The sequence below is a fragment of the Brevibacillus sp. HB2.2 genome, from assembly GCF_013284275.1.
GTDB lineage: Bacteria > Bacillota > Bacilli > Brevibacillales > Brevibacillaceae > Brevibacillus > Brevibacillus brevis_D.
The window spans coordinates 211,987-235,611 of the sequence record NZ_JABSUV010000003.1 but is presented as its reverse complement, the minus strand read 5'-3'; the positions used below and the strand labels follow the sequence as shown (position 1 = coordinate 235,611).

Below are 23,625 nucleotides of genomic sequence, written 5' to 3'. Positions count from 1 at the left end.
ATAGTGCAACTAATCAAAAACCGGTGGTGGACTGTCACATGAAGTCATGGTCGCTCTTCCCGCGCAGAAGCATTCATGCCAAGCTGCTCGCTTTTATGCTGATTGCAGCTATTATCCCGCTGATTACTCTGGGGAGTATGGCGTATTGGAAATCGTCGATGGTCGTTCGCGAGCAATTCAGTAAGTCAGGCGAGTATATCGCGACACAGCTACAAATCCAGATCGACAACTACCTGAGTCAAATGAGATACATGGCCTATGACATTAATACGTACGTGTCAGACCCGACATTGGTCGTTATGCGGGAGGAACAACCGAAGACCTACACAGGCTTTCTGGAACAAAAAAACTTCGAGCGATACCTGGGGGCGCACCGCAACCTTGATACAAAAGGCATTTTTATCGTGACGCCCTCCGGTTACTTTTTCGGGGAAAATGTGATCAATGGAAAGGATCTGATGCGGGAATGGTGGTGGAAGGGGCTGCCCGCCAAGCTGGATGAAGAGCGATGGATCGGTTTTTACACGCCCAGGCATTATGTCGGGTTTCAGGATGAGGCGGAGCTGCGCAATCAGGAGAAGGTTCTTGGCCTGGTTGTTCCCGTTCTCAGTGGCTATGGCGTGTTGAAGGACAGCCGGATTTTGATCGAGATGAAAGCAGGCAAGCTGTTTCAATTGTTTTCGCAGCTGGAAAAGGACATGAGTGCGCATGTGACGATCACTGCCAAAAATGGCGAGCTGATTTACCAGACTGCGGGTACGTTCGTCCAGCAAGAGAGCGATATCGTCTGGAACAAACCGCTGGAGTCCAACAACTGGATGATTCAGGTGCGCTTACCGTACGAACAAATGAACCGCTCTGCGGAAGTGATTCAATCCTTCTTTATCGCAGCGCTGATTCTTTCGGCAGTGCTGGCACTTCTTTTGGCGTATTTATTTTCCAGACGAATTACAGGCAAAATCAAACGACTGCAAGAAACGATGCGGCTGGTCGGAACAGGCGAGCTACAAACTCGCGCAGAGGTAGATACGGAAGACGAGCTGGGGCGGTTAGGGGTGAGCTTCAACCAAATGGTGAGGCGGATTCAGACGCTAATCGCCGAGGTGAGTCGAACCGAGCAGTTGAAAAAGGAAGCAGAGCTGCGAGCCGTTCACTACCAAATCAATCCGCATCTGTTGTTCAATACACTCAATTCGATCCAGTGGAAAGCCAGATTATCTGGTGCCAATGAAATCGGCAATATGCTCTATCATCTCATCAAAGTACTGGAGGGCAACCTCGACATCACGCAGGAGCTCGTCCCGTTGGAAAAGGAGCTGCAAACCGTCGAGCACTTTCTGCAAATCCAAGAGCTGCGATACGGACCTGTTTTTCGATTTGAACAGACCGGGGTAGAGGCTTGCCGCCGTTATTTAATCCCGCGAATGACTCTTCAGCCGCTTTTGGAAAATATCTTTTTCCACGCATTCGAAGATGGGCACGGAACGATCCGGATCAGTGTCAGTGAAAAAGAAGGGCTTGTGACGCTACTGTTGCAAGATGACGGTGCAGGAATTGTGCCGGAGAGATTGGCCAGACTTCTCGATCCTGATCTGGAGCGTTCTAGCAAACGAGGGCTCGGCGTGTACAACGTCGATCAGAAGTTCAAGCTTCATTTCCGTATGGAGCACGGCATGAAGATTTCATCTGTCAGAGGAGAAGGAACCACAATTCAAATCACATGGCCGAAAAGGGAGGAAATTCCTGATGAACATCAAGGTAATGATTGTGGATGATGAAGTGCTGGTGCGAAGAGGACTGAAGGTAATGGTGCCATGGAGTCGCTATGGGATGGAAGTGGTAGCGGATGCACCGAATGGTCGGAAAGGCTGGGAGGCTTTCCTGCAAATACAGCCCGAGCTGGTGATTACGGACATCGTTATGCCAGAAATGGATGGGCTGGAGCTATGCAGGCGGGTGAAGGAGCATGCACCACAAACAAAGGTGCTTCTGCTCAGCTGTCACCGCGATTTTTCTTTTGCCCAGCAGGGAATCTCTCTCGGCGTGTCGGGATATTTGTTGAAGACCGAGTTCCAGGATGAGGAATGGGGTACGTTGTTGGAAAAGCTGCGGACTGAGCTGGCAGGCGAGAGTGCGCGACCTGAAAACGTTCGTGAACGCCCGGATGAATGGAAGCGGGAATTCGGTGCGTGGTTGACTGGCTTGAGCCGGGATTTCGAGCAAAGCTTGTCCTCCCTCCTGCAAACACACTGGTCGTGGATGAACGATTCCATGCGTGTCTGGCTCTTGGAAGGGATAGGCAATGCGAACCGGGAGGAACAGGAGCGGGCATGGGTAGCAAGTGAGCTGGAAGGCGAATGGGAATGGCTTGAATGTAGCGATATTCGTTTTTTGCTGACACCCGCAAGTACTGGCAGGCAGGTAGAATCCTTGCTCGTGGAATGGAAGCTGGCTGGAAAGGTGACGAGCTGGGAGACAGCAAGCCCGTTTGCTGGACTCGAACCGTGGATTCAGACGGTACGAATGCTCTACCAGCGCACGGAGCGGGCGCGCAAGTACGGCGTCATTCAAGACCCGTGGCAGGAACCGATCAAGCAGGCTGTTCATTACGCACTCGATCGTCTGGATACGCCATTGACCGTTAGTGAGGTAGCTTCACAGGTGGGACTGAGCCGCAGTCATTTTAGCGTGATGTTTAAAAAGGGAGTGGGCGAGAGCTTTGGGGAGTTCCTCGACAAGCGCCGGGTAAAAATGGCCCGAGCGATGCTGGATGAAACAGCTCTGTCCATTCAGGAGGTAGCGGAGCGTGTCGGCCTTCCTGACGCAAAATACTTTAGCAAATGGTTTAAAAAATATACAGGGATGACCCCGAGCCACTACCGTTTCAAACAAAAGGAGGAGTCCAGTCGAACAATCGTCCACTCCACCGCGCAAACCTGATCAAAACGAAAAAGAAGAAACAAATTCACGCACTATTGCGAACAATTAGCGGTTTCACCGTTTTCTCCCCTTCATTAAAATAAAGAAAAATGTGGGGTAAATCTAGGGGGGATCACAGATGAAGAAGGTTGCGTCAAAATGGATGGCAACTGGCATGGCACTTCTTTTGGCCGTCGTAGCTGGTTGTTCACAAGCCCAGCCATCAGGATCAGACGGCACGTCTAGTAGCACAGGTACGACAACGCCAGCGTCGTCTGATAAAAAGGAAACGGTTACATTGCGTTTCGCGACATGGGATACGGACCAAATGCTGAAGATCCAACAAGATATCGCGAAACAATTCGAACAGAAAAATCCGGGTGTGAAGGTACAAGTCGAGGCATATGCAGATGGTTTTGATCAGAAGCTGGTAGCGGCATTCGGAGCCAAAAATCCGCCGGATGTCATGTACATGTGGGATTTCCCCACGTATAACGCCTCGCTCGAGCCATTGGATGAGTACGTAAAGAAGGACCCATCAGTGGCAATCGACGACTTTTACCAAGGCCTCTTAAACTATAATCGATTCGATGGAAAATTGTTCGGACTCCCAGCGGGCTTCTCGACGCGGGTCGTCTTCTACAACAAAAAGCTGTTTAACGAAGCAAATGTACCACTTCCGACAGACGACTGGACGTGGGAGGATTTCAAATCGGCAGCCAAACAGCTGACCGTTCGCGAAAAGAAGCAGTACGGTTTCGCTGTTCGTTCGGAGCCGGATACGTACGATTTGCAGCAGTTCGTGTGGAGCAACGGCAGCAGCTTCATCAGCCCCGATGGAAAAGCCATCGAAGGCTACATGAACAGCAAGGAAACAGCAGAGGCCCTGCAAATTTTCAGTGATTTGGCGAAGGACAAAAGCGCTTTACTCGTCGGTGGAAAAAACCAGCAAAGCGGCAACGACTTGTTCAAAGCAAGCAAGCTCGCGATGTATGACAACGGCGTATGGTCGCTCGAGTCGTACAAGAAGGCGAATGTCGATTTTGGTACGGTCGTGATGCCGCAATTCCCTGGCAAGCCTGGCAAGGGAGTCATTGCAACCTCCTCCGTATCGATCGCCAAGGATTCCAAAAACAAAGAACTGGCTTGGGAGTTTTTGAAGTTCTTCGTTTCCAGCGATGCGATCAAGATGCGTACATCTGATTTGCCCGTGCGTATTAGTGTCGTACAAGAGAAGAAGCTCGATCAGGACCCGCTCTACGCACCGTTCTACAAGACATTGGAGCAATCGACTGACACGCCAGCCTTCCTGTTGAATCCACATTGGAACGAAATCAACCGGAACCTTTCCGCAGCGGTCAATGCGATCATGATGGGACAAAACGCCGAGGAATTACTGAATAAGGCAGTCAAAGACTCCCAGAAATTCTTGAAATAACGGGAAGGGGTCAGGAAATTGAATACAGAGAGTGTTGTGACACACAAACAGCCTGCCATGACCGTTCAACCGAAAAAACTTAAGGGAAGGGCGTTTCTTACGCCCTATCTTTTTATCTTGCCTTGGATTCTCGGCTTTCTCGCTTTTACGCTGGGACCGATGCTGTTTTCGCTCGTCATGAGCTTTTTTGATTGGCCTGTCGTTGGTGAGGTTACGTTCGTCGGCTTGGACAATTACATCAATATGTTTACGGATGATCCATTGTTTTGGCAATCGCTCTGGGTCACGATTAAATTTGCGCTGTTGTTTGTCCCGTTGAATTTGTTCATCGCGTTGTTTTTGGCGATGATGCTGAATCAGAAGGTAAAAGGCAGCGGTTTTTTTCGCACAGTGTTTTACTTACCGAGCGTGATTTCCGGTGTGGCGCTGGCGATGATCTGGGCGTGGGTATATGACGGGGAATACGGTATTTTCAACTATTTGCTCAGTCTGGTTGGGATTACAGGTCCAGATTGGCTAAACGATACGTCGTGGGCACTCGTTGCCATGGTAATCGCCAGTTTGTGGGGGCAAGGCTCCATGGTATTGATTTTCCTGGCGGGGCTCAAAAGCATCCCGGAGAGCTTGTATGAAGCGGCTTCGATTGATGGGGCAGGGGCGGTGCAAAAGTTTTTCCGCATTACACTGCCGATGGTCAGCCCTACGATTTTGTTTAACCTGATTATGACGATCATTAGTGCGTTCCAGCAGCTGAGTCTAGCACTCTTGCTCACAGGAGGCGGACCGTTGCAATCCACGTATTTCTATGCCATGTACGCGTATGACAATGCCTTCAAATACTTCAAGATGGGGTATGCTTCGGCGAACTCCTGGTTTATGTTTGCGATCATTTTGGTATTGACCTTCCTCGTATTTAAAACGTCCGGCAAATGGGTGTATTACGAGGGCGACAACCGCAGGGGAGGGGAAGAAGCTTGATACGCAAGACAATCGCTTATGCGAGCTTGATCTTTTTCTCTTTCCTGTTTCTCGCACCGTTTTACTGGATGATCTCTACTGCGCTCAAGTCGGACGCTGAGATTTTGCAGTATCCACCCAAATGGATTCCGGATGTTCTGCATTGGGAGAACTTCGGGAATGCGTGGATGTCGCAGCCGTTTGATCTGTATTTGGAAAACTCTTTGACGGTGACGATCCTGACTACGATTGGGCAGTTGATATCGTCTTCGCTGGTCGCGTACGGCTTTGCCCGGTTCACGTTTAAAGGAAGAGACTTCCTGTTTATGGTCGTTCTGGCGACGATGATGATTCCGTGGGAAGTGACGATGATTCCGCTGTACATGGAGTTCAACTATCTGGGCTGGATCAACACACTCAAGCCGTTGATTGTGCCTTCGTTCTTTGGGTCAGCGTTTTATATTTTCCTCATGCGACAGTTTATTTTGACCATTCCTCGTGAGCTGGATGAAGCGGCGCGTATTGATGGTGCGGGTTCATTTCAGATTTACGCCCGGATTATTATGCCGTTGATGATGCCTGCTCTGATTTTGGTGAGTGTATTCAACATCTTGGGCACTTGGAACGACTATTTGGGTCCACTCATTTTCTTGAATGACCAAAGTCAGTACACGCTGACGCTGGGACTGGCGCAATTTAAAGGGATGTATGAAGTAGAGGCTACAGGGCTGATGGCGGTAACGCTCCTGATCTCGCTTCCGCCGTTACTCCTCTTTTTCCTCGCACAACGATATATCGTAGACAATTCAGCTGGCGTTGCTATTAAGTAAGCAGTTATCAAGCAAGGAGGGAGCCACAGTGGGGAATCGGGCGAAGTGGGAAGGCTGGGCATGGTCATTTCATCAATTTGGTGAGCGATTGTTGCGGATGGCGGCAGCGCATCTCATGTGGGTGGCGTGCACGCTCTTGGGAGGCATCGTTTTTGGAATCTTTCCAGCGACAGCGGCTCTACACGACGTACTTAGCGGCAAGTGGAATGACCGCGGGCTTCCATCTGCCTTCTGGCATGCTTTTCGCCACTATTTCTGGAGGAGCCAATGGCTTGGCGCAGGGACGGTGCTAACGGGGGCAATCCTGTGGGTCGATGTGGTGTTTTTCCTTCGCATGGGCTCTCTGTTGGGGCTCTCGATCGCGGCTGTTTTTGCGGGGATTGGATTCTTGCATGCGGCTACCACTTGCCACGCTTTTTCCCTGCTTGTTCGGGAGGATGCAGACGTGAAGAGGATACTCAAGCAGTCGTTTTGGCTAGTCGCGGCCTTTCCGTTGCATTCGCTCGTCACGCTGGGAGGCTTGCTCCTTCTCTTAATTCTCTTGCTGGCGATTCCTGTTTTGCCGATCTTGTTGGGGGCGAGCCTGCCTGTCTGGTGGATGAACGCGAGAATGAGTCGTCTGCTGGAAAAGCGCGATCGTAAACGATCGACGAAGCAACCTCGAGGTGAGACATATGCAGTTTGATTTAGGAATGGTTCCTTTTAGCCGATACGGGTCGTATCTCGTACTCTCGCGTCTGGGTAACGCCAAGCGAAAAGAAGGACTTTATTTGCGCAATATTCGTGGAGGAGACAACCACGATGGCGCGATTTTTCGAATAGAAATGGTAGCCGATGGTGTGGCGGTTCCATTTGAGACGGAGGCTACACAAACCTTGCTGCGACTTTACGGGGCTAAAGGCGAAGTGAAGCTGTGCATGAGCGAGCCGCAGCTGGTTCAGGTACGTGGTCAAGGTGTTGGTTTGCGACTGGTGCTCGAATCTATGGCGGCAGATTATGCGATTCAAGCTGGAGCCGGATGCTGGGAAATCAATCACTTTTCCACGGAAATTCGCTTGCGAGTGACTCCGCTTGCTGGAGTGCTGGTGGTCAACCCTACGAAGGCATCACGTGAACTGCAAGTGGGCGTAACCTTTCTTCCCGACGAGGAAACTGGTGTACTGGAAGGCGTATTGGAGGAGTTCCACACGGTATGGAAGGAGCGTAGCTACCCTGCCTTTGCCGATGGATGGACACAGGTAAAAAAAGAGTACGACGAGTGGGTGGAACGGACACTCTCTGTATCTGAGGAGTATCGTGAAGACTTGAATGAAGCACGAGAACTCGCGGCGTACATCACATGGTCTTGTGTAGTGAGACCTGAAGGCTATCTGCCACGGTCCGCGATGTACATGTCCAAAAACTGGATGACGAATATCTGGAGCTGGGATCATTGCTTCAATGCGATGGCACTGACGCGAGCAAATTTGCCGCTGGCGTGGGATCAGCTCATGATTTTTATCGACAGACAGGATGAGAGTGGTGTCTTCCCCGATTTTATCAATGATCGGTATGCGTTGTGGAATTGCTGCAAGCCTCCGATTCACGGCTGGACGCTGCGCTGGATGTTGGATCGGAACGACGCGATTACAAACGAGATGCTGGATGAGGTGTACGAGCCGCTTTGTCGCTGGACCGATTGGTGGTTCCGTTACCGCGATGATGATCAGGACGGGATTCCGCAGTACAATCACGGCTATGACTGCGGCTGGGACAACAGCACGATTTTCCTCGAGGGGGCGCCGATTGAAAGCCCGGATTTGCCTGCGTATTTGATTTTGCAAATGGATGTGCTGGCGGAATTGGCGAATAGGCTGGGTCGCCCCGAAGAGGCAGCGAGATGGCAGGAAAAGGCCGAAATGACGCTGCAACGACTGCTGGAGAAGCACTGGAATGGCGATAACTTCTTTGCGACCCACTCCGGTAGCGACAAACCTACACAAGGAGACAGCTTGATCCGTTATATGCCTCTCGTGCTAGGCGAAAAGCTGCCGCAGGACATCCGGGCCAAGCTGATTACGGACTTGCAGGAGCGGTTTTTAACAGAGAATGGACTGGCTACAGAGAGTCCAACCAGCTCCTTCTACCGCGCTGATGGCTACTGGTTAGGCCCGATCTGGGCGCCAGTGACGATGCTCTTGGTCGATGGATTGCGGCGAGCAGGTGAAGTTGCGTTTTCTCAGGAGATTGCCAGACGCTTTTGCCGAATGGCAGCACGCAGTGGCATGGCGGAAAACTTCGATGCGCTGACAGGAGATGGACTGAGGGACCGGGCCTTTACGTGGACGTCCAGCGTGTTTTTGATGCTGGCGCATGAGTATGTGTAAGGTAGTTTTATAGGAAAACCAGGTGGGCATGATGGATGGAAAAATCGCATCATGCCCGTTGCTTGTCTATAGCACTTTACTGAGAAATGCCTTGGTTCTCTCATGCTGGGGATTGTCAAAAATCTCGGCAGGTGTGCCTTCTTCGACGATGTATCCGCCATCCATGAAAATCACGCGATCGGCCACTTCACGGGCAAAGCCCATCTCATGTGTAACCACAACCATCGTCATTCCTTCTTTGGCCAAATCCTTCATCACCTGAAGAACCTCTCCGACCATTTCTGGGTCGAGTGCAGAGGTAGGCTCGTCGAACAGCATGATGTGAGGGTCCATGGCGAGCGCACGGGTAATGGCTACGCGCTGCTGTTGACCGCCAGACAACCGATCGGGATACACGTCTCGCTTGTCCGCCAAATCTACTTTTTTGAGGAGTTGCAGCGCCTTTTGTTCATTTTGCTGACGCGCTGAATTTTTGACGTGCTTGGGCGCGAGCATGATGTTTTCCAAAACAGTGAGATGCGGGAAGAGATTGAACCGCTGAAACACCATGCCGACACGCTCTCGCAGCTTGTTGATGTCCACTTTGGGGGAAGTAACCTCCATGCCTTCAATGGTGACTTTGCCAGATGTTACTTCTTCCAACTGGTTCAGGCAGCGCAGAAACGTACTTTTTCCCGAGCCGGAGGGACCAATGACACAGACAACTTCACGCTCTTTAATGGTAGTCGAGATGTCTTTTAAAACTTCCAACGAGCCAAAGCTCTTTTTCAAATTCTCTACATGAATCATTTCGCAAACCTCCTCTCAAGGGAACGGGACAGCAGACTGAGGATGTAAATCATCAGGAAATAGAAGACCGCTACTACAGCCCAAATTTCGAATGAGCGGAAGTTACTAGAAATGATAATTTCACCACTGTTCATCAGCTCACGGATACCAATGACCGTTAAGAGCGAGGTGTCTTTTAGCGTCACGATGAATTGGTTGACGAAAGCAGGAATCATGCGGCGAACAGCCTGAGGCAAGATAACCAGGCGCATGGCTTTTCCGTGGGATAGTCCGAGGGAGCGAGCAGCTTCCATCTGTCCTTTATCGATAGAGAGAATCCCTCCGCGAAAAATTTCAGCCAGGTACGCTCCGGCGTTGAGGCTGAGTGCTAGAATACCTGCGGTTGTCTCTGGAATTTTGATATCCAGGACAGGCGGCAATCCAAAATAAATAAAGAAGATTTGAACCAACAGCGGTGTGCCACGGAGAAAGTCAACGTAAGCGGTTGCAATGCCGCGGAGTAGTTTAGAACGGCTGGTGCTCATTAAGCCAAAAAGCAATCCGATTAAGAGAGCGAAAAACAGGGAAATGACCGTTATTTTTAACGTGACCACAGAGCCTTGGGCCAAGACAGGAAGTGCGTCGACAATGACATCCCAACTACTGCTCATTTGGACAACTCCATTCTATCTAAGGTGAAAAAAAGGCGCGTCTTGCGCCTTTTACTTTTTCGTGCTCAAGTATGTGTTAATGATTTCGTCGTATTTCCCGTTCTCTTTCAGCTTCTTCAGACCGGAGTTGAGTTTGTCTTGCAGCTCTTTGTTCCCTTTTAAAACCGCGATGCCGTAGTGGTCTCCATTGAGACGATCGCCTACAATTTTCAGCTTGGAAGCAGGGTCTACCGTAATTTTATAAGAGATAACTGGATAGTCCTCGATGGTTACATCAGCATTGCCGTTTTGAACCTCTTGGAACATGGAAGGGCTATCGTCGAAGTATTTGACAGTCGCGCCGTACTTTTGCCCGAGCTCATCAGCAAAGGTCGCGCCAGTCGTGCCTTTTTTGATCGCAATCGTTTTGCCAGCCAAATCTGCCTCTCCATTGATTGTTGTGTTGTCCTCACGTACGACCAAGGAAAGACCTGCTTGATAGTATGGTTCAGAGAAATCTAAAATTTCTTTGCGTTTATCATTGATGCTGATCCCCGCAATGGCACCGTCCAATTGCTTCGCTTGAACAGCCGGAATGATTCCTTTGAAGTCCATCGGCTTAATTTCTACCTCAAAGCCCTCTTCTTTGGCGATTGCATTGATCAGGTCGATGTCAATTCCTACGTATTTTCCGTCTTTTTCAAACTCAAAGGGTGGGTATGTTGCATCTGTACCAAACACGTACTTTTTTGCACCGGATTGCCCAGATGTTGAGGCAGCCTGATCTGTGCCAGTGCCACACGCACTTACCGTAAGTGCCAACAAACCAGAAACCACAGCAAACATTAGTTTTTTCATAAATTACCCCCAAGTATATTTATGTTAGATATGATATGGACATGAATATAGTAATATAGAAAAGTCTGCAAAGTCAAAACAAACTGAAAGTAATTATTATCCATAATTGTATGAACGAGCTCTGTGTACGATAACAGAAAAGTTAGTTCATACCTGCTATAATGGTAGGAAATGTATACAAGGGATGGGAAAAACGATGAAGCACGTCACCATATTGATCGCCGACGATGAAGCGGAGATTGCGGAGCTCGTTGCCTTGCATGTGAAAAAAGAAGGTTACCACACAATTATTGCAGCGGATGGAAAGGCAGCACTCCAAGCTGTGCAGACGCATTCGATTGATTTGGCGATTCTCGATATTATGATGCCTGGGCTGGATGGCTACGAGGTCACCCGTCTCATTCGTGAACAGCACAATATGCCGATTATCTTTTTGAGTGCCAAGACGTCCGATCTGGATAAAATTTCGGGATTGGTGATGGGCGCAGATGATTATATGACCAAGCCATTCAATCCAATGGAATTGGTCGCTCGTGTGAATGCCCAGCTGCGACGCTTTAAGCAGCTGAATCAACCAGCAGTAGCAGTAGCGAGTAACAAGGTCTTAGAGGCAGGTGGACTTGTCATTTATCCTGAGGAGCGAACTGTGAGCCTGTACGGAGAAACGATTGAGTTAACACCGAAAGAGTTTGATATTCTCTACCTGCTGGCCAGATATCCAAAGAAGGTGTTTAGTGCGGACAATATTTTCGAGATGGTATGGGGCGAAGCGTACTATGAAGGCAGCAATACAGTCATGGTGCACATTCGCACCTTACGAAAGAAGCTGGGAGAAGAAAAAACGAAAAACAAGTGGATCAAAACGGTATGGGGCGTAGGGTATTCCTTTCATGGCTAAGATGATACGGAGCTTTCGGTTCCAAATGGTCAAGCTACTGGGCCTAAGTCTGCTTCTATCTGGTTCGGTTACCTATGTGATCTTTAAAGCGCTACAGTATTACTATCGATCACAGGTAAAGTTTGAAAGCTTGTTGACGCCGATTCGCTATTTTATGCGAGAAATAGGGGACATTTACTTCTTTCTGATTATTTTTGTTCCACTCGCCATACTGTTTTTCTTCTTGCTAACCAAACGGTATGCCGTCTACTTTCAGGAGATTTCCAGAGGAATTCATCATCTTGCAAACGGCGACTTTACCCATCATGTTCAATTACCGTCAAACGATGAGTTTGGAGATATTGCCAAGGACATCAATCTGGCGGGTGAAAAATTGCAAGAAGCCGTACAAAGAGGAGATTTTGCCGAAAGCAGCAAGGATCAGTTGGTTTTAAACCTGGCGCATGACCTGCGGACGCCGCTGACCTCTGTTTTAGGGTATTTGGACATCATCTTGCGGGACGAGCAGTTAACGGTGGAACAAGCCCGACATTACACGAATATTGCTTTTACCAAGTCGCAGCGTTTGGAAAAGCTGATCGATGAGCTCTTCGAGATTACGAGAATGAACTACGGCATGCTCACCATCCAACAGAACCTGATTGACCTAAGTGAATTGCTCATGCAGTTAAACGAGGAGCTATATCCTTCCTTGGAGAAAAATCAGTTGAAAACGAGAATGAATGTGGCCTCACGATTGACGGTTTACGGAGATGGCGAGCTCTTGGCACGCGTTTTCGAGAACATCATGACGAATGCCATCCGTTACGGGCACGATGGGCAGTTTGTTGATATCAACGGTTTTCTTGCGGGTGAGGAGGTCGTTGTGCAGATTATCAATTATGGTCACGAGATTCCCCCGGAAGATCTGCCGCATCTTTTCGAGGTGTTTTATACAGGTGACAAGGCCCGAAGCCATCAAAACGGAAGCACAGGTCTCGGGCTATTTATCGCCAAAAATATCGTCGAGCGCCACGAAGGGACGATTTCTGCTGAGAGCAATTTGATTCGGACGATTTTTGAAGTACGCTTACCTTACAAATTAACTCCCTCACTTTAAAAAAATTTAAGGATTACCCCACTTTTTCTTTTATTAGTTTTCCTTATCCTGATCGGGTGACGAGCCAGGGTGGAACCTGTAATAGAAAAAGTGGGGTTTTTTGATTGGCTAAAAATGATCGGGTTTAAAGTTTTTGGGGAGGTAAGGAATATGAAAAAACGTTTGTGGATCTGGCTGGGTGTGGGCGTGGGCGTGCTTGTGGCCGGGTTCGGTGGCTATGCAGCTTCTTCGGGAGAAAAGAAGAATGGCACTCCTGTCATGTTATCAACGGTGGTAACGGCCGATTTGGAAAGCACGATTTTGACGTCGGGCCTGGTCAAAGTACGAAATGACCATACATTGTTCGCTAACTATGCAGGCGAATTGCGGAATTTCTCCATCAAGGAGGGAGACAAAGTGACGAAAGGGCAGGTGATCGGCAATATCGACATGTCCGATGTCAGCAATGAAATCATGGATATCGAGGCACAGATCACCATTCAGGAAGCGAATATCGCAAGGCTCTCCAAAGGTGTGGAGCCTGAGGAAGTCACGAAAATGCAAGAGCAGCTTGCCCAGCATGAACGCGAATACCAAACGGCATTAAAAGATTACCAGCGAACGCAATCGCTGTTTACCGCAGGCGTGTCTACCCAACAGGCTGTAGAGGAGGCGAAGCAAAAGCTACAGACCGCAGAATCAAGAGTAAGGGTCGCGAAGCAAGACTTACTTTTGAAGCAAAAAGGGCCAGACAAGGCAGAGATTCGCTCCTACGAGGCGCAAATTCAAAAGCTGAATTTGGAAAAAGCAAAATATGAAAAGCAACGTGTGCAGAGCAGCATCGTGTCTCCGATTGATGGGACGGTGCTCTCCATGAAGGTGAAACAAGGGAAGTACCTAAGTAAAGGCGAGGAAATTCTCACGGTTGGAGATACCAATGATGTTATGGTCGAAGCAGCAGTCGGAGAATCTGACTTGCGTAAAATCAAAATCGGACAGGATGCGGTGGTCTCAGGCATTTCCTTAGGCGGAGAACAGTTGCAAGGTAAGGTGTCGCGCATATCTCCTATGGCTGTAACCAGCAAAGAGCCGGGTGGAGAGAGTACGGGAGTGCCGGTCGCTGTCCATATAAATGAGTCGAGGGAGTATTTGAAGCCAGGCTTTCACGTGGATGTGAACATCGTCCTGCAAAAAGCAGCAAACGCCATGCAAGTCCCCATTGAGGCAGTCGTGACGGATCAAGATGGATCTTCTTTTGTCTGGGTAGCGGAAAATGGCAAGGCCAAGAAGAAAAAAGTGACGACTGGAATTGAAAGTGAATTGTTTATCCAAATTGAAAGCGGATTGGATGGCAGTGAAGAATTGGTAGCGAATCCACCGGAAACCTTGCAAGAAAATGAAGTGATCTTCCAAGCATCTCCCGAAGAGTTTGCGGGGTAAAGGAGGATACATATGCTGAACATAGAGGGGTTAACCAAACAGTACAAGACGGATGAGCTGGAGCTGTTCGCTTTGCAAAATATCAATATCCACGTAGCTCAAGGTGAATTCGTGGCGATCGTGGGACCTTCTGGTTCCGGAAAATCGACGTTTATGAACATGCTGGGTTGTCTGGATCGGCCAACCTCCGGATCGTATGTCTTGGATGGAATTGATGTTACGCAGTTGAAGGATAGTGGGCTGGCGCAGGTACGCAATCAAAAAATCGGCTTTGTCTTTCAATCGTTTCATTTGTTGCCACGTGCTACTTCGCTGCGAAACGTGGAGTTGCCGATGATGTATGCGGGCGTCGGCATGACAGAACGCAAAAAAAGAGCGAAAGCAGCGTTGCAGCGTGTCGGACTCGGCCAGCGGATGGATCATAAACCAACGCAGCTGTCCGGCGGTCAAAGACAGCGGGTAGCTATCGCCAGAGCGTTGGTTAACCAGCCAGCCATTTTACTTGCTGACGAGCCGACAGGGAATCTGGACAGTCGTTCCAGCATCGAGATCATGGCGATTTTTCAGGAGTTGCATGCGCAAGGGGTAACGATTCTGCTCGTCACGCACGAGGCGGATATCGCCCAGCATGCCGAGCGCGTCATTACGTTTCGAGATGGTCATATCATCCGAGATGAGCGAGTGGAGGAGCGCTTGTTTGCTACTGCGTCCGAGGAGGTGATCCTCACGTGAATTTACTCGAAAGCTTTCGTACGGCTCTGGAAGGGATTGGGACAAATAAGCTCCGAGCTACCTTGACGATGTCTGGGATCATCATCGGAATCATGTCTGTTATTGCCGTGATTACACTAGGAAACGGCAGTCAACAGGCCTATACTGATCAGTTGGAGAAGCTGGGTGCTACTAATTTCAGCGTTACTGTTTGGTGGGGCCAAGGAAGCAAGATTACTGATTTGACAGTGGAGGATGCTTATGCACTTCCTAAACAATCGCCCTACATTGAAGCGGCTGTGCCGTTCACAAATTATTTTGGAACGATTCGAGGCCCGAAAAAGGGGAAGGACGCAAGTATACAAGGAACAAATGAGGATCTGTTAAAGGTTCAACCCAACTTGAAACTAGTTGCAGGCAGATATTTTACTGCGAAGGAAGTAAAAGAGGGGAAGCCGGTTATCGTTTTAACCGAAAAGTTAGCGGCAGGGCTTTTCGGACGTGAAGACCCGATTGGCAAGCGTTTGACTTACCAAGCAGCATCCTTCGTCGTTATTGGCGTGGTAAGGGAAGCCAAGCTGATGATTGACGCTGGTCGATCCGAGGGTGCCTATGTGCCGATTACCTTTCTTCACAATAGGGATGGGTACGAGTACGTTCATACGATAACCGTAAAAGCCAAGTCGAAGGAAACGATGGAAGCAGCCAAGAGTCAAACAGAGAAATACTTAAACCGCAGGCACGATCGTGAAAACTACTACCAAATCGATAGTATCGAGAATGCACTTGGGGAGATGGATTCCTTTTCCGGTACGCTCACCACGATTTTTAGTGTCGCAGCCGGGATTGCGCTGTTTGTCGGTGGGATTGGCGTCATGAACATCATGCTCGTATCCGTCACGGAGCGGACGCGGGAAATCGGCATTCGCAAAGCGTTAGGGGCCCGTTACGGAGATATTATGCTGCAGTTTTTGATCGAGTCGCTGATCGTCTGCCTGATTGGTGGAACGATTGGCGTGCTGCTCGGCATCGGGACAGCCATGTTTGCCTCGAAATATGTCGATGTGCCACCGTTATTATCGTGGGAAAGTATCGCAATTGCCTTCGGGTTCTCTAGTGCCATTGGTATTTTCTTTGGGCTCTATCCGGCTCATAAGGCAGCTAGGCTCCATCCGATTGATGCGTTGCGATATGAGTGAGGAACGAAAAAGAAATGACTAGCAGATATCGCTGCTAGTCATTTTTCTATTAGTCCTGAACCGATTTTGGACTTATGCGACCTCGGAGTCCTATGAGTAATGAATCGAAAGAAAGTTCCAGTAAAATAAATAGCCAGTATACAGGATGGAAAGTATCGCTGCTGTGCTATTCACTACCTTCCAGCGATCGCGCTCCTTGGATGTTCCGATTCGCAGGAGTAAATAAGCGGCGGCGGCCAACGAAACAATCGGTAGGGATGCGACGACGAATTGGTAGAAGGCCGGGTAGCCATAGACAAGCTCTGCGTTTGCATAGGTGAATTGGATGATAAAAAACAAGCTATGAAGCAGAGCCATAATCGGAACGACCTTCGAAATAGCGTGCGATTGTTTGCGCCATTTGCGTAGCCCGAAACGAGCGATCCAGACGAGCGAAAGAAGGATGAACACGATTCCGGGAATCACATATAGAGCCAGGAGAACAGGCGGACTTTCGATGAAGGAGATACGAGGGAGCGAAAAGTTCATCGGTCCTGTCATATAAAATTTCCCTTGTTCCTCGTGAAAATATAGCTGTTCCTCACCGTTGATCTCTTGAAAGAAATGATCGTCTACCTGCACAAACTTTTTCTCAAGGGATTGTTGCCCTTCATTCTGGAACATACCAGTCACGGATATCGTCTGGCCATCCAATGCTTTCACTGTGTAAGGGTAGCTACTAAGTAGCCGAAGCCCTTTGCCCCAGCCATTCTCGGGAGTCAGGGTAAGCAGATATTGACCTTCCAGCTTTTTCATTTCGTCTATGGTGCCATCAACAGGAGTTAGGGGCTTGCGGACTTGCTCTGTCAGTAGCTTGTCGGTAAACGCATTAACGACCTTGCCGTGCAGCTCCAAGCCCGGATGCGTGGCGTTCACCGCAACAAAGATGCCGATTGATTCTGAGGGAATCAGCACCATTTTCGAGATAAAGCCATCAATCCCACCGTTTGCCCATAGGGTAGGAATACCGTTTTTCGTCTCTCCTTTAAAAAAGCCATAGCCGATCCCGTACATGCGCTTGTGGGCCGAGAATTGCTGGGCATGCATAAGCTGGACAGTTTCTGGTTTGAGTAGAGATGTGCCGTTATAGCTGCCGCCAGAAAGATGGGCGATCATATAGGGGGCGAAGTCAACTGGTGTCATATTAGCGGCACCACTCCCGGGGAAAATAATCCCCGAGTAAGGAATCGTTTGATAGGCGTTTCCGTCGTAATAATAGCTTTTAGCCAGATTGCTCTTGTCCTCCGGGAGATACAATTCGGCGGAATCCATACCTAGCGGGCGGAAGATATTCTCCCGCATATAGTCATGCAAAGATTGACCGGAAGCTTGTTCGATTACACTCCCCAACAATCCGGTGCCCGCATTGCTATATTGAAATTTGCTGCCTGGCGTGAAAATCGTCTCCTGCATCTGAAGCGTTTCATTTACGGGCTCGGTCGAGAATTCTGGTATCACACTCTCGTGGTTGTCTCTTTTATAAATTTTTTCATCTATGCCGGCTGTATGTGTGAGCAGGTGGTGGAGTGTGATCGGGCCGTAACGATTATTGGTAATTTTGTAGTCTTTTAGGACGGTATTCAAATCTTCACGTAAGGAAAGCTTGCCTTTTTCCACGAGCTGCATGGCTGCAGTAGCAGTAAACGACTTGGTCACGGAACCGATTCGAAACACCGTACGCTCAGGATCAACGGGGATTTGCTGTTCGACGTCGGCCAAACCATAGCCTTTTTTAAAAATGATGCGATCCCCCTGGGTAATGACAATGGCTGCACCCGGGATATGCAAGTTGTTCATTTCATTTTTCATGACGGGATCAACTACTTGTTCGATGGAAAGAGCAGTAAGAGGGGAGCGAGCATTGACCACAGATAGGGGCTGTATCAGCATGAGGCAGGATACGAGCAGAACGGCAAACCATTTTCGTAAAGCAAATAATGTCATGTTTCATCACCTTTCGCGTTTTGCGTCAGTCAATTGTTGTAAGCCAGCGACAGGGATGAGTATAGGACCATGAGTGTCACGGTGAGAAGTAACAGAATGTCATTGTTTATCGTGATAGTAGCTGATCGTCATCTGATACTATAATGGAGAGAAAGTTTGGGTGTAGATGAGGTGTGCCAATTGCTTGCTTTTGTTAAACGATGGTTATGGGTCGACTGGATGATCTTCACCATCCACTTTATGTGGGGATTGACGATTATTCTCGGTTTTGTCAGCCATCACGATCAATTGCCTTATCCGCTAGCGATTACATGGATCGTTTTGTTCTTCGTGCTTGTCGTCCCCAGTTGTTTGCGTCGATACTCTCGTAACCTATATTTGTTCGCTGAGATTATTTTGAGTGGAAGCTTGTGCATTGCCTTGAACTTCTTTTTTGAAGGAGTAAGATGGCAGTTTATCCCCATCGCTTTTCTCATCGGGTATCACAGTGTGGAACGATCTTATCGCTGGACGGGACCATTGGCGATTTTGGCGATTCCGGTGATTCCGTTTCTTGTGGGCGAGGCAATTGGGTTTGATTTCAAGCCAATAGTCGTAAGTGATCTAATTGTGTACCATTTCGCGGCATATGCGCTTGGGTTTGCCTTTCAATTGCTTAGCCGTATGCACAAGCAAGGCCTGATCATTCAACATCAGAACCAAATATTGGAGCAATACACTTCCCGGGTGGAGGAAATCACGCTGCTGGAAGAACGGAACAAAATGTCCAGAGAGCTGCATGACACGATCGGACACACGATGACATCGCTTATTATGGGTATGGAGATGCTTCGGTCTAAAATACCAGATGCGGAGGCTAGTCGGCTGGACATGCTTTTGCGGATGGCCCGACAAGGTTTGGACGAGTCCAGAGGGATTTTCCACAAGTGGGCTCAGAATGGCTATGAATCTGCTACGACGATGGAATCCGCCTTCGTTGAATTGATCGAGCAATTTCAAGTGGCTACAGGGGTGTCCGTCAAGCTGCGTATGTACGGCGCTGAGTATGCGTTGAGCCGTTCCTTAAAGCTGACTTTGTACCGTTGCTTGCAAGAAACACTGACCAATGCTGTTCGACACGGAAAAGCATCACAAATTCAAGTGGGGCTTTACTTTGAAGAAGCCCAGATCCGGTTGCAGGTCGAAGATAATGGGCAAGGAAATGGGACAATCGAATTCGGCTTTGGTTTGCAATCGATGAAGGAAAGGCTGGAAGCACTTCAGGGACGATTATCGATCCATTGTATGGACGAAGGAGGTGTGACGGTCATTTGTAGTCTGCCAGCTATGCAGGCTGTACCAAGTGCAGGCATACGTATCCTGATCGTCGATGATCAGCCCTTTGTGAGGGAAAGCTTGCAACTCGTTTTACAGAATCAACAGGATTTGCAGGTGGTCGGGGTCGCAGAGAACGGCTTGATGGCACTGGACATCATTCCTAAAGAAAAGCCCGACGTCGTACTTTTGGACGTTCAAATGCCTGTCATGGACGGGGCGAAGACAATACAAGCGATACGTGAGCGGTGGCCGGATATGCGTGTCATTATGTTGACGACCTTCGAAGAAACAGCCCTTGCGGCAGAAACGCTAGGGAGAGGCGCGAATGGCTACTTGTTAAAATCGGTTAGTCCAATCGAGCTGGTAGAGGCGATACGAGTGGTTCATCAGGGTGAAGCGTTGATTAACCATAAAATTGCGGATGTCCTTTTCAAAGAAATGCGCTTGCAGCAAGAAGAGCTGAATGGACTTCGCCAAAAGCAAGGACGCGAGTGTCCCTATGGGATGACGGAACGGGAAAGAAGCATACTGACCTCGTTAGTAGAGGGGCTTCGCATGAAAACAATCGCGGAGAAAATCTTCCTTTCTGAAGGAACTGTACGCAATTGCACCACAGTGATTTATGCAAAATTGGGTGTTAAGAATCGCGAAGAGGCCGTTAAGAAAGCACGGGACGAAGGGCTTACTGGTTAGATGGCAAGTATTTTTTGGTAGTTATGGTAGAATGGACAGTATCGAATGGAGGTTATATCAAAAATGAGTCAATTGCCAAATTGCCCAAAATGTCATTCAGAATACACGTACGAAGATGGAAGCTCCTTGGTATGCCCGGAATGCAGCCATGAGTGGACGTTGCAAGCAGACAGCGACAACGGTGAAGATAACAAAGTCATCAAGGACGCGAATGGAAATGTCTTGAACGATGGCGACACCGTAACCGTTATTAAAGACCTCAAGGTTAAAGGGACTTCCTTGGTCGTGAAAATCGGGACAAAAGTGAAAAATATCCGTTTGATTGACGGAGACCATGATATCGACTGCAAAATCGATGGTTTTGGTCCAATGAAATTGAAATCGGAATTTGTGAAAAAGGTGTAAGCTAGGAATGTAACGGACAGGAAAAAGCTGACTGCATGGTAGAGTGCAGTCAGCTTTTTTCGTAAAGGCAAAGTCTTGTTAGGTGAGACGATGAATGGACCAGACGATGCCCTCGCCGCTTCCGCCTAAGTTGAGGTTGATGGTCAATCCATTGGACACATAGAACAAACCGAGTGTATCACCTGCATTGAGTTGAACGTCACCCGCGAGTGTGACGGTTCCCGCCCCCAGGATGGTTCTTAATATGAGTACGAGCGCAATGTTTACGTTGAGAACAGGAAAATCACCGATAATGAGATTTGTTGCAGTAGGGGTGATTCTCTGTACTTCAATTGCAGGGGTGATTTCCGGGCCTAAACTAACGGTAATGGCTTCGCTTGTTTCATAGTTAATGGTTGCTTTGATGGCGTAAGTTCCAGTCTCTGGTACTGTATAAGTGCCAGTTAGCGGATTGAAACTTGGGCTGCCATAATAGGGGCTGGCTATTGACCAGTTAACGAATTGGGAAGATTCTCCAAGGGTTACAGTTGATAAAAAGGCTGAGAAGTTTTCAGTGGTGAAAGCAGGTCCAGTCGCGCCAGTGGCCCCGGTAGCGCCAGTTTCTCCGGTGGCACCCGTCGCGCCAGTCGGTCCAGTAATCCCCGTCGCACCTGTATCCCCGGTGGCACCCGTCACACCAACCCCCGTGGCCCCTGTAGCCCCCGATATGCCACCTGTGCTGCTGGATGAAACAGACAGGATGTTGTCCAGTTTCGTTTGCAAGAGCATTTCTTTTTTCGTAACGTCTTGCAAGGTTTGGCGAACGCTTGCATTCACCAGAAGGAGATCGCTTACCGAAGCAGGAACAGTCAAGCCTGGTAGTGTACCAATGGCATATTGCATTTTTTCTGCTTCTGCATGAATAATATGCCCGAGGCTGAGCTCTTCGATGGCGATGGAAGTAAGGAGGAGATTGATAGCATCGTCTCTCGTTACAGTAATGGTGGGAGTAATATTGGGAATATTGGCTTGAGACATGGCATTCATCCTTCCTGTTACATTCAAAAACTTATTACTATGCTATGAGGCTTTATCTGTGCGCGTGCCTGGCTGTATAGAAACGGAAAAAAGCCAATCTGATTTCCAGATTGACCTTTGTGTTAACTGGTAAGCACCGTGCTCATCAAAAAATAGACCACCATTACTTATGGCATGTATACATTCACCCACAGGGTGGGTAACTTTTTCATGATCACGAGGGGAATCAGGTCAGAGACTCAAAGTACTTTTTGTTGTAGAGAATGCTAGGGTGAGTTGGGTTGTATAAATAGGCAATATCATTGTGGTGACGTGATTTCTCGTTGTCCCCCATTTGAGAATAGCATAAGCAGAGTTGCAGATGAGGTAGCCAGGTCCAGGAAACATGGTCGATGTGTGCGAGCTTTTCAGCAGGTCGTTCTACTTTTGTTGCGAGATCATACCAAAAAATGGCGAGCAGCCAATTCTTATCTTCGACGTGAAAGGCTCCAATCTGGCAGCACGCTTCCGCCCGTGGACGATCGTAGTTGAACGTACGGTATAGCGACGACAGAACATTTTGTCTCTCATAGAGGTGGGAATAGCAACTCGCCAACTTCAGGCAAGCGTTAATGTTGTCCTCTACCCAGCCTTGTTGGGTGTTCAGGAACTTCGTGTAAAAAGTAATGGCTTCTTCATGATACTGATTGTCGCGTAATTCATTCGCATAATAGTACAAGTCCCTTGCCGAGAATTCTTCTCCTTTGGCATCCCTGCGTCGATAGATTTGCAGATTGCGGTCTGTGTATTCCTTCTGCTTGTTATGCGTGATGGATATGTCACTGTTGATGACGTTACCGCTCACTTCCAAATACTCATGGACGGGTCCGACCCAGCGAAATCCGCGGTCGCGTTTTACGAGGCGATTGCGGCGAATGCTGTATGCCGCATTCCCATTGCTGTCTACAGAAAGGTTGTAGTTCATCGTGACACTGTCGATGCTGTAATTCAATGTAAACCTCAACTCGCGGAAGAGCTGACGGTCTTTTTCCAGAAGGATATCGTCTGCATCCAACCACAAAATATAGGGGCAGGTTGCCTTGCTGAACGCATAGTTGCGTGCGGCTGAGAAATCATCAATCCACTCGAAATCATAAATGGTACAGCCATAGTTGGACGCAATTTCTTTCGTGCGGTCTGTTGAACCCGTGTCGACGATAATGATTTCATCGACGAGATCCGCAACGGTGGAGAGGCAACGCTCCAGAGCGTCTTCTTCATTTTTGACAATCATGCATAAACTTATTGAAATCTGATTCGCTTTCCTCGCTGTCATGCCATTTTTTTTGCGATAATCGCTCACTCCTGCCAGATCCGACTGACGGTAGATGTGGTACCCAGGAAGATGAGTATCCACCTGCAAAGAAAAGCCCATAGCCACAGCCCGAACGCAAAAATGCCGATCTTCTCCCCAGAACGACAAGTTCGCAATTCGTTTAAAGTTGACACCTGCCTCCAAGACCTTTCGGTGGATTAATGTGCATGCACCGAGGCCTCCTACCTCATACACACCCGGTTTACGCAGCATCTCCAAAAAGTTTTGGTTCTCCGCTGATTCGGAAGCGCCCTCGCGTGTTAACGTGTATTGATCCATCAGCCAAACTTGAGGAAGCTCAATCGAATCAGGCTGCCAGCGTGTCCAGTAAATGTTGGAGATAATATCTTTATTGGCTTGAAGCAGCTGTTGCAGGGTGTGAGGATGTAAAACGAGATCGGAATCGATCAAAAACAAGTAATCAAAACCCTCTTTGAGCGCATAGGAGATAATCGTATCTTTCATTTGCGCTACCTTCCAAATATTCCGTTCCGTCCAATAATGGGTCAGTTCATTTCGGATATACGTATCATCGTCTGTGTTTTTGAGGATGACGGTTCGTTTGTTCTCCTTCTCGAAATCAGCCAAGAGTGTACTGGATAGTGGGTCTTTGTTATCGTCAATGAACAGGTAATGGATCAGTTCATTTTTGGTAGTCAGCTCCGTGAGGGATTGAAGGAATTCCTCCAAAATAATCGGGAATTGTTGAATGGGACTCCCGATTAAAATACGTTTTTTACCCAT

General features: G+C 48.6%; 20 protein-coding genes. 14 read left to right on the top strand and 6 right to left on the bottom strand.

Going from position 1 to position 23,625, the window contains the following annotated elements:
* Positions 1 to 38 precede the first annotated feature (38 nt).
* The 7 genes from HP401_RS03620 to HP401_RS03590 all read left to right on the top strand — a co-directional run bounded on the left by HP401_RS03620 (position 39) and on the right by HP401_RS03590 (position 8,510).
* Positions 39 to 1,775 (top strand): cache domain-containing sensor histidine kinase, encoded by a 1,737-nt coding sequence (locus HP401_RS03620; RefSeq protein ID WP_173604096.1) that lies wholly within the window; start codon positions 39 to 41, stop codon positions 1,773 to 1,775.
* Complete coding sequence (locus tag HP401_RS03615; protein ID WP_173604095.1) at positions 1,747 to 2,940, top strand: response regulator transcription factor; 1,194 nt, start codon at positions 1,747 to 1,749, stop codon at positions 2,938 to 2,940. Before HP401_RS03620 ends, HP401_RS03615 begins: the two co-directional genes overlap by 29 nt.
* Positions 2,941 to 3,058: 118 nt before the next feature.
* The gene (locus tag HP401_RS03610; protein ID WP_173604094.1) at positions 3,059 to 4,357 is read left to right on the top strand and encodes an ABC transporter substrate-binding protein; all 1,299 of its coding nucleotides are present in this window, start codon (positions 3,059 to 3,061) and stop codon (positions 4,355 to 4,357) included.
* Positions 4,358 to 4,414: 57 nt separating this feature from the next.
* Positions 4,415 to 5,335 (top strand): carbohydrate ABC transporter permease, encoded by a 921-nt coding sequence (locus HP401_RS03605; protein ID WP_070105190.1) that lies wholly within the window; start codon positions 4,415 to 4,417, stop codon positions 5,333 to 5,335.
* Positions 5,332 to 6,144: a carbohydrate ABC transporter permease gene (locus HP401_RS03600; protein WP_082909882.1), complete on the top strand. Its 813-nt coding sequence runs from the start codon at positions 5,332 to 5,334 to the stop codon at positions 6,142 to 6,144. The genes HP401_RS03605 and HP401_RS03600 overlap by 4 nt, the downstream gene beginning before the upstream one ends.
* A gap of 28 nt (positions 6,145 to 6,172) precedes the next feature.
* Complete coding sequence (locus tag HP401_RS03595) at positions 6,173 to 6,829, top strand: YesL family protein (protein ID WP_173604092.1); 657 nt, start codon at positions 6,173 to 6,175, stop codon at positions 6,827 to 6,829.
* The gene (locus HP401_RS03590) at positions 6,819 to 8,510 is read left to right on the top strand and encodes an amylo-alpha-1,6-glucosidase (protein ID WP_173604091.1); all 1,692 of its coding nucleotides are present in this window, start codon (positions 6,819 to 6,821) and stop codon (positions 8,508 to 8,510) included. The genes HP401_RS03595 and HP401_RS03590 overlap by 11 nt, the downstream gene beginning before the upstream one ends.
* A gap of 66 nt (positions 8,511 to 8,576) precedes the next feature.
* On the opposite strand, the gene HP401_RS03585 is transcribed toward HP401_RS03590, so the two are convergent.
* From HP401_RS03585 to HP401_RS03575, 3 genes are read right to left on the bottom strand one after another with little or no spacing between them, the layout of a single operon-like run.
* A complete protein-coding gene (locus HP401_RS03585; RefSeq protein ID WP_172139602.1) occupies positions 8,577 to 9,299 on the bottom strand; it encodes an amino acid ABC transporter ATP-binding protein in 723 nt (240 codons plus the stop codon).
* The gene (locus tag HP401_RS03580) at positions 9,296 to 9,949 is read right to left on the bottom strand and encodes an amino acid ABC transporter permease (protein ID WP_015893961.1); all 654 of its coding nucleotides are present in this window, start codon (positions 9,947 to 9,949) and stop codon (positions 9,296 to 9,298) included. Before HP401_RS03580 ends, HP401_RS03585 begins: the two co-directional genes overlap by 4 nt.
* 51 nt (positions 9,950 to 10,000) lie before the next feature.
* On the bottom strand, positions 10,001 to 10,786 hold the full coding sequence (locus HP401_RS03575) for a transporter substrate-binding domain-containing protein (RefSeq protein WP_173604090.1): 786 nt from the start codon (positions 10,784 to 10,786) through the stop codon (positions 10,001 to 10,003).
* 196 nt (positions 10,787 to 10,982) lie between these two features.
* Here HP401_RS03575 and HP401_RS03570 point away from each other — a divergent pair, with 196 nt between their 5' ends.
* The 5 genes from HP401_RS03570 to HP401_RS03550 all read left to right on the top strand — a co-directional run bounded on the left by HP401_RS03570 (position 10,983) and on the right by HP401_RS03550 (position 16,112).
* Positions 10,983 to 11,684 carry a response regulator transcription factor gene (locus HP401_RS03570; protein ID WP_142497362.1) on the top strand — a complete coding sequence of 234 codons (702 nt, stop codon included), beginning with the start codon at positions 10,983 to 10,985 and terminating at the stop codon, positions 11,682 to 11,684.
* On the top strand, positions 11,677 to 12,783 hold the full coding sequence (locus tag HP401_RS03565; RefSeq protein WP_173604089.1) for a sensor histidine kinase: 1,107 nt from the start codon (positions 11,677 to 11,679) through the stop codon (positions 12,781 to 12,783). Before HP401_RS03570 ends, HP401_RS03565 begins: the two co-directional genes overlap by 8 nt.
* 150 nt (positions 12,784 to 12,933) lie before the next feature.
* Positions 12,934 to 14,202 carry an efflux RND transporter periplasmic adaptor subunit gene (locus HP401_RS03560; RefSeq protein WP_173604088.1) on the top strand — a complete coding sequence of 423 codons (1,269 nt, stop codon included), beginning with the start codon at positions 12,934 to 12,936 and terminating at the stop codon, positions 14,200 to 14,202.
* Positions 14,203 to 14,214: 12 nt separating this feature from the next.
* The gene (locus HP401_RS03555) at positions 14,215 to 14,934 is read left to right on the top strand and encodes an ABC transporter ATP-binding protein (RefSeq protein ID WP_173604087.1); all 720 of its coding nucleotides are present in this window, start codon (positions 14,215 to 14,217) and stop codon (positions 14,932 to 14,934) included.
* Positions 14,931 to 16,112 carry an ABC transporter permease gene (locus HP401_RS03550; RefSeq protein WP_173604086.1) on the top strand — a complete coding sequence of 394 codons (1,182 nt, stop codon included), beginning with the start codon at positions 14,931 to 14,933 and terminating at the stop codon, positions 16,110 to 16,112. Before HP401_RS03555 ends, HP401_RS03550 begins: the two co-directional genes overlap by 4 nt.
* A gap of 90 nt (positions 16,113 to 16,202) precedes the next feature.
* Here the strand turns inward: HP401_RS03550 and HP401_RS03545 are convergent, their stop codons facing one another.
* Positions 16,203 to 18,095 carry a serine hydrolase domain-containing protein gene (locus tag HP401_RS03545; RefSeq protein ID WP_173604085.1) on the bottom strand — a complete coding sequence of 631 codons (1,893 nt, stop codon included), beginning with the start codon at positions 18,093 to 18,095 and terminating at the stop codon, positions 16,203 to 16,205.
* A 156-nt stretch (positions 18,096 to 18,251) separates the two neighbouring features.
* On the opposite strand from HP401_RS03545, the gene HP401_RS03540 reads away from it, so the two are divergent.
* Both HP401_RS03540 and HP401_RS03535 read left to right on the top strand, forming a co-directional pair.
* A complete protein-coding gene (locus HP401_RS03540; protein ID WP_173604084.1) occupies positions 18,252 to 20,105 on the top strand; it encodes a helix-turn-helix transcriptional regulator in 1,854 nt (617 codons plus the stop codon).
* Positions 20,106 to 20,168: 63 nt separating this feature from the next.
* Positions 20,169 to 20,510 carry a zinc ribbon domain-containing protein YjdM gene (locus HP401_RS03535; RefSeq protein WP_015893952.1) on the top strand — a complete coding sequence of 114 codons (342 nt, stop codon included), beginning with the start codon at positions 20,169 to 20,171 and terminating at the stop codon, positions 20,508 to 20,510.
* 78 nt (positions 20,511 to 20,588) lie between these two features.
* On the opposite strand, the gene HP401_RS03530 is transcribed toward HP401_RS03535, so the two are convergent.
* Together HP401_RS03530 and HP401_RS03525 are read right to left on the bottom strand one after the other, a co-directional pair.
* Positions 20,589 to 21,527, bottom strand: a complete 939-nt coding sequence (locus HP401_RS03530; protein WP_173604083.1) for an alpha-helical endospore appendage domain-containing protein — start codon at positions 21,525 to 21,527, stop codon at positions 20,589 to 20,591.
* A gap of 226 nt (positions 21,528 to 21,753) precedes the next feature.
* Positions 21,754 to 23,625, bottom strand: coding sequence for a glycosyltransferase (locus HP401_RS03525; RefSeq protein ID WP_173604082.1), 1,872 nt, complete (start codon positions 23,623 to 23,625; stop codon positions 21,754 to 21,756).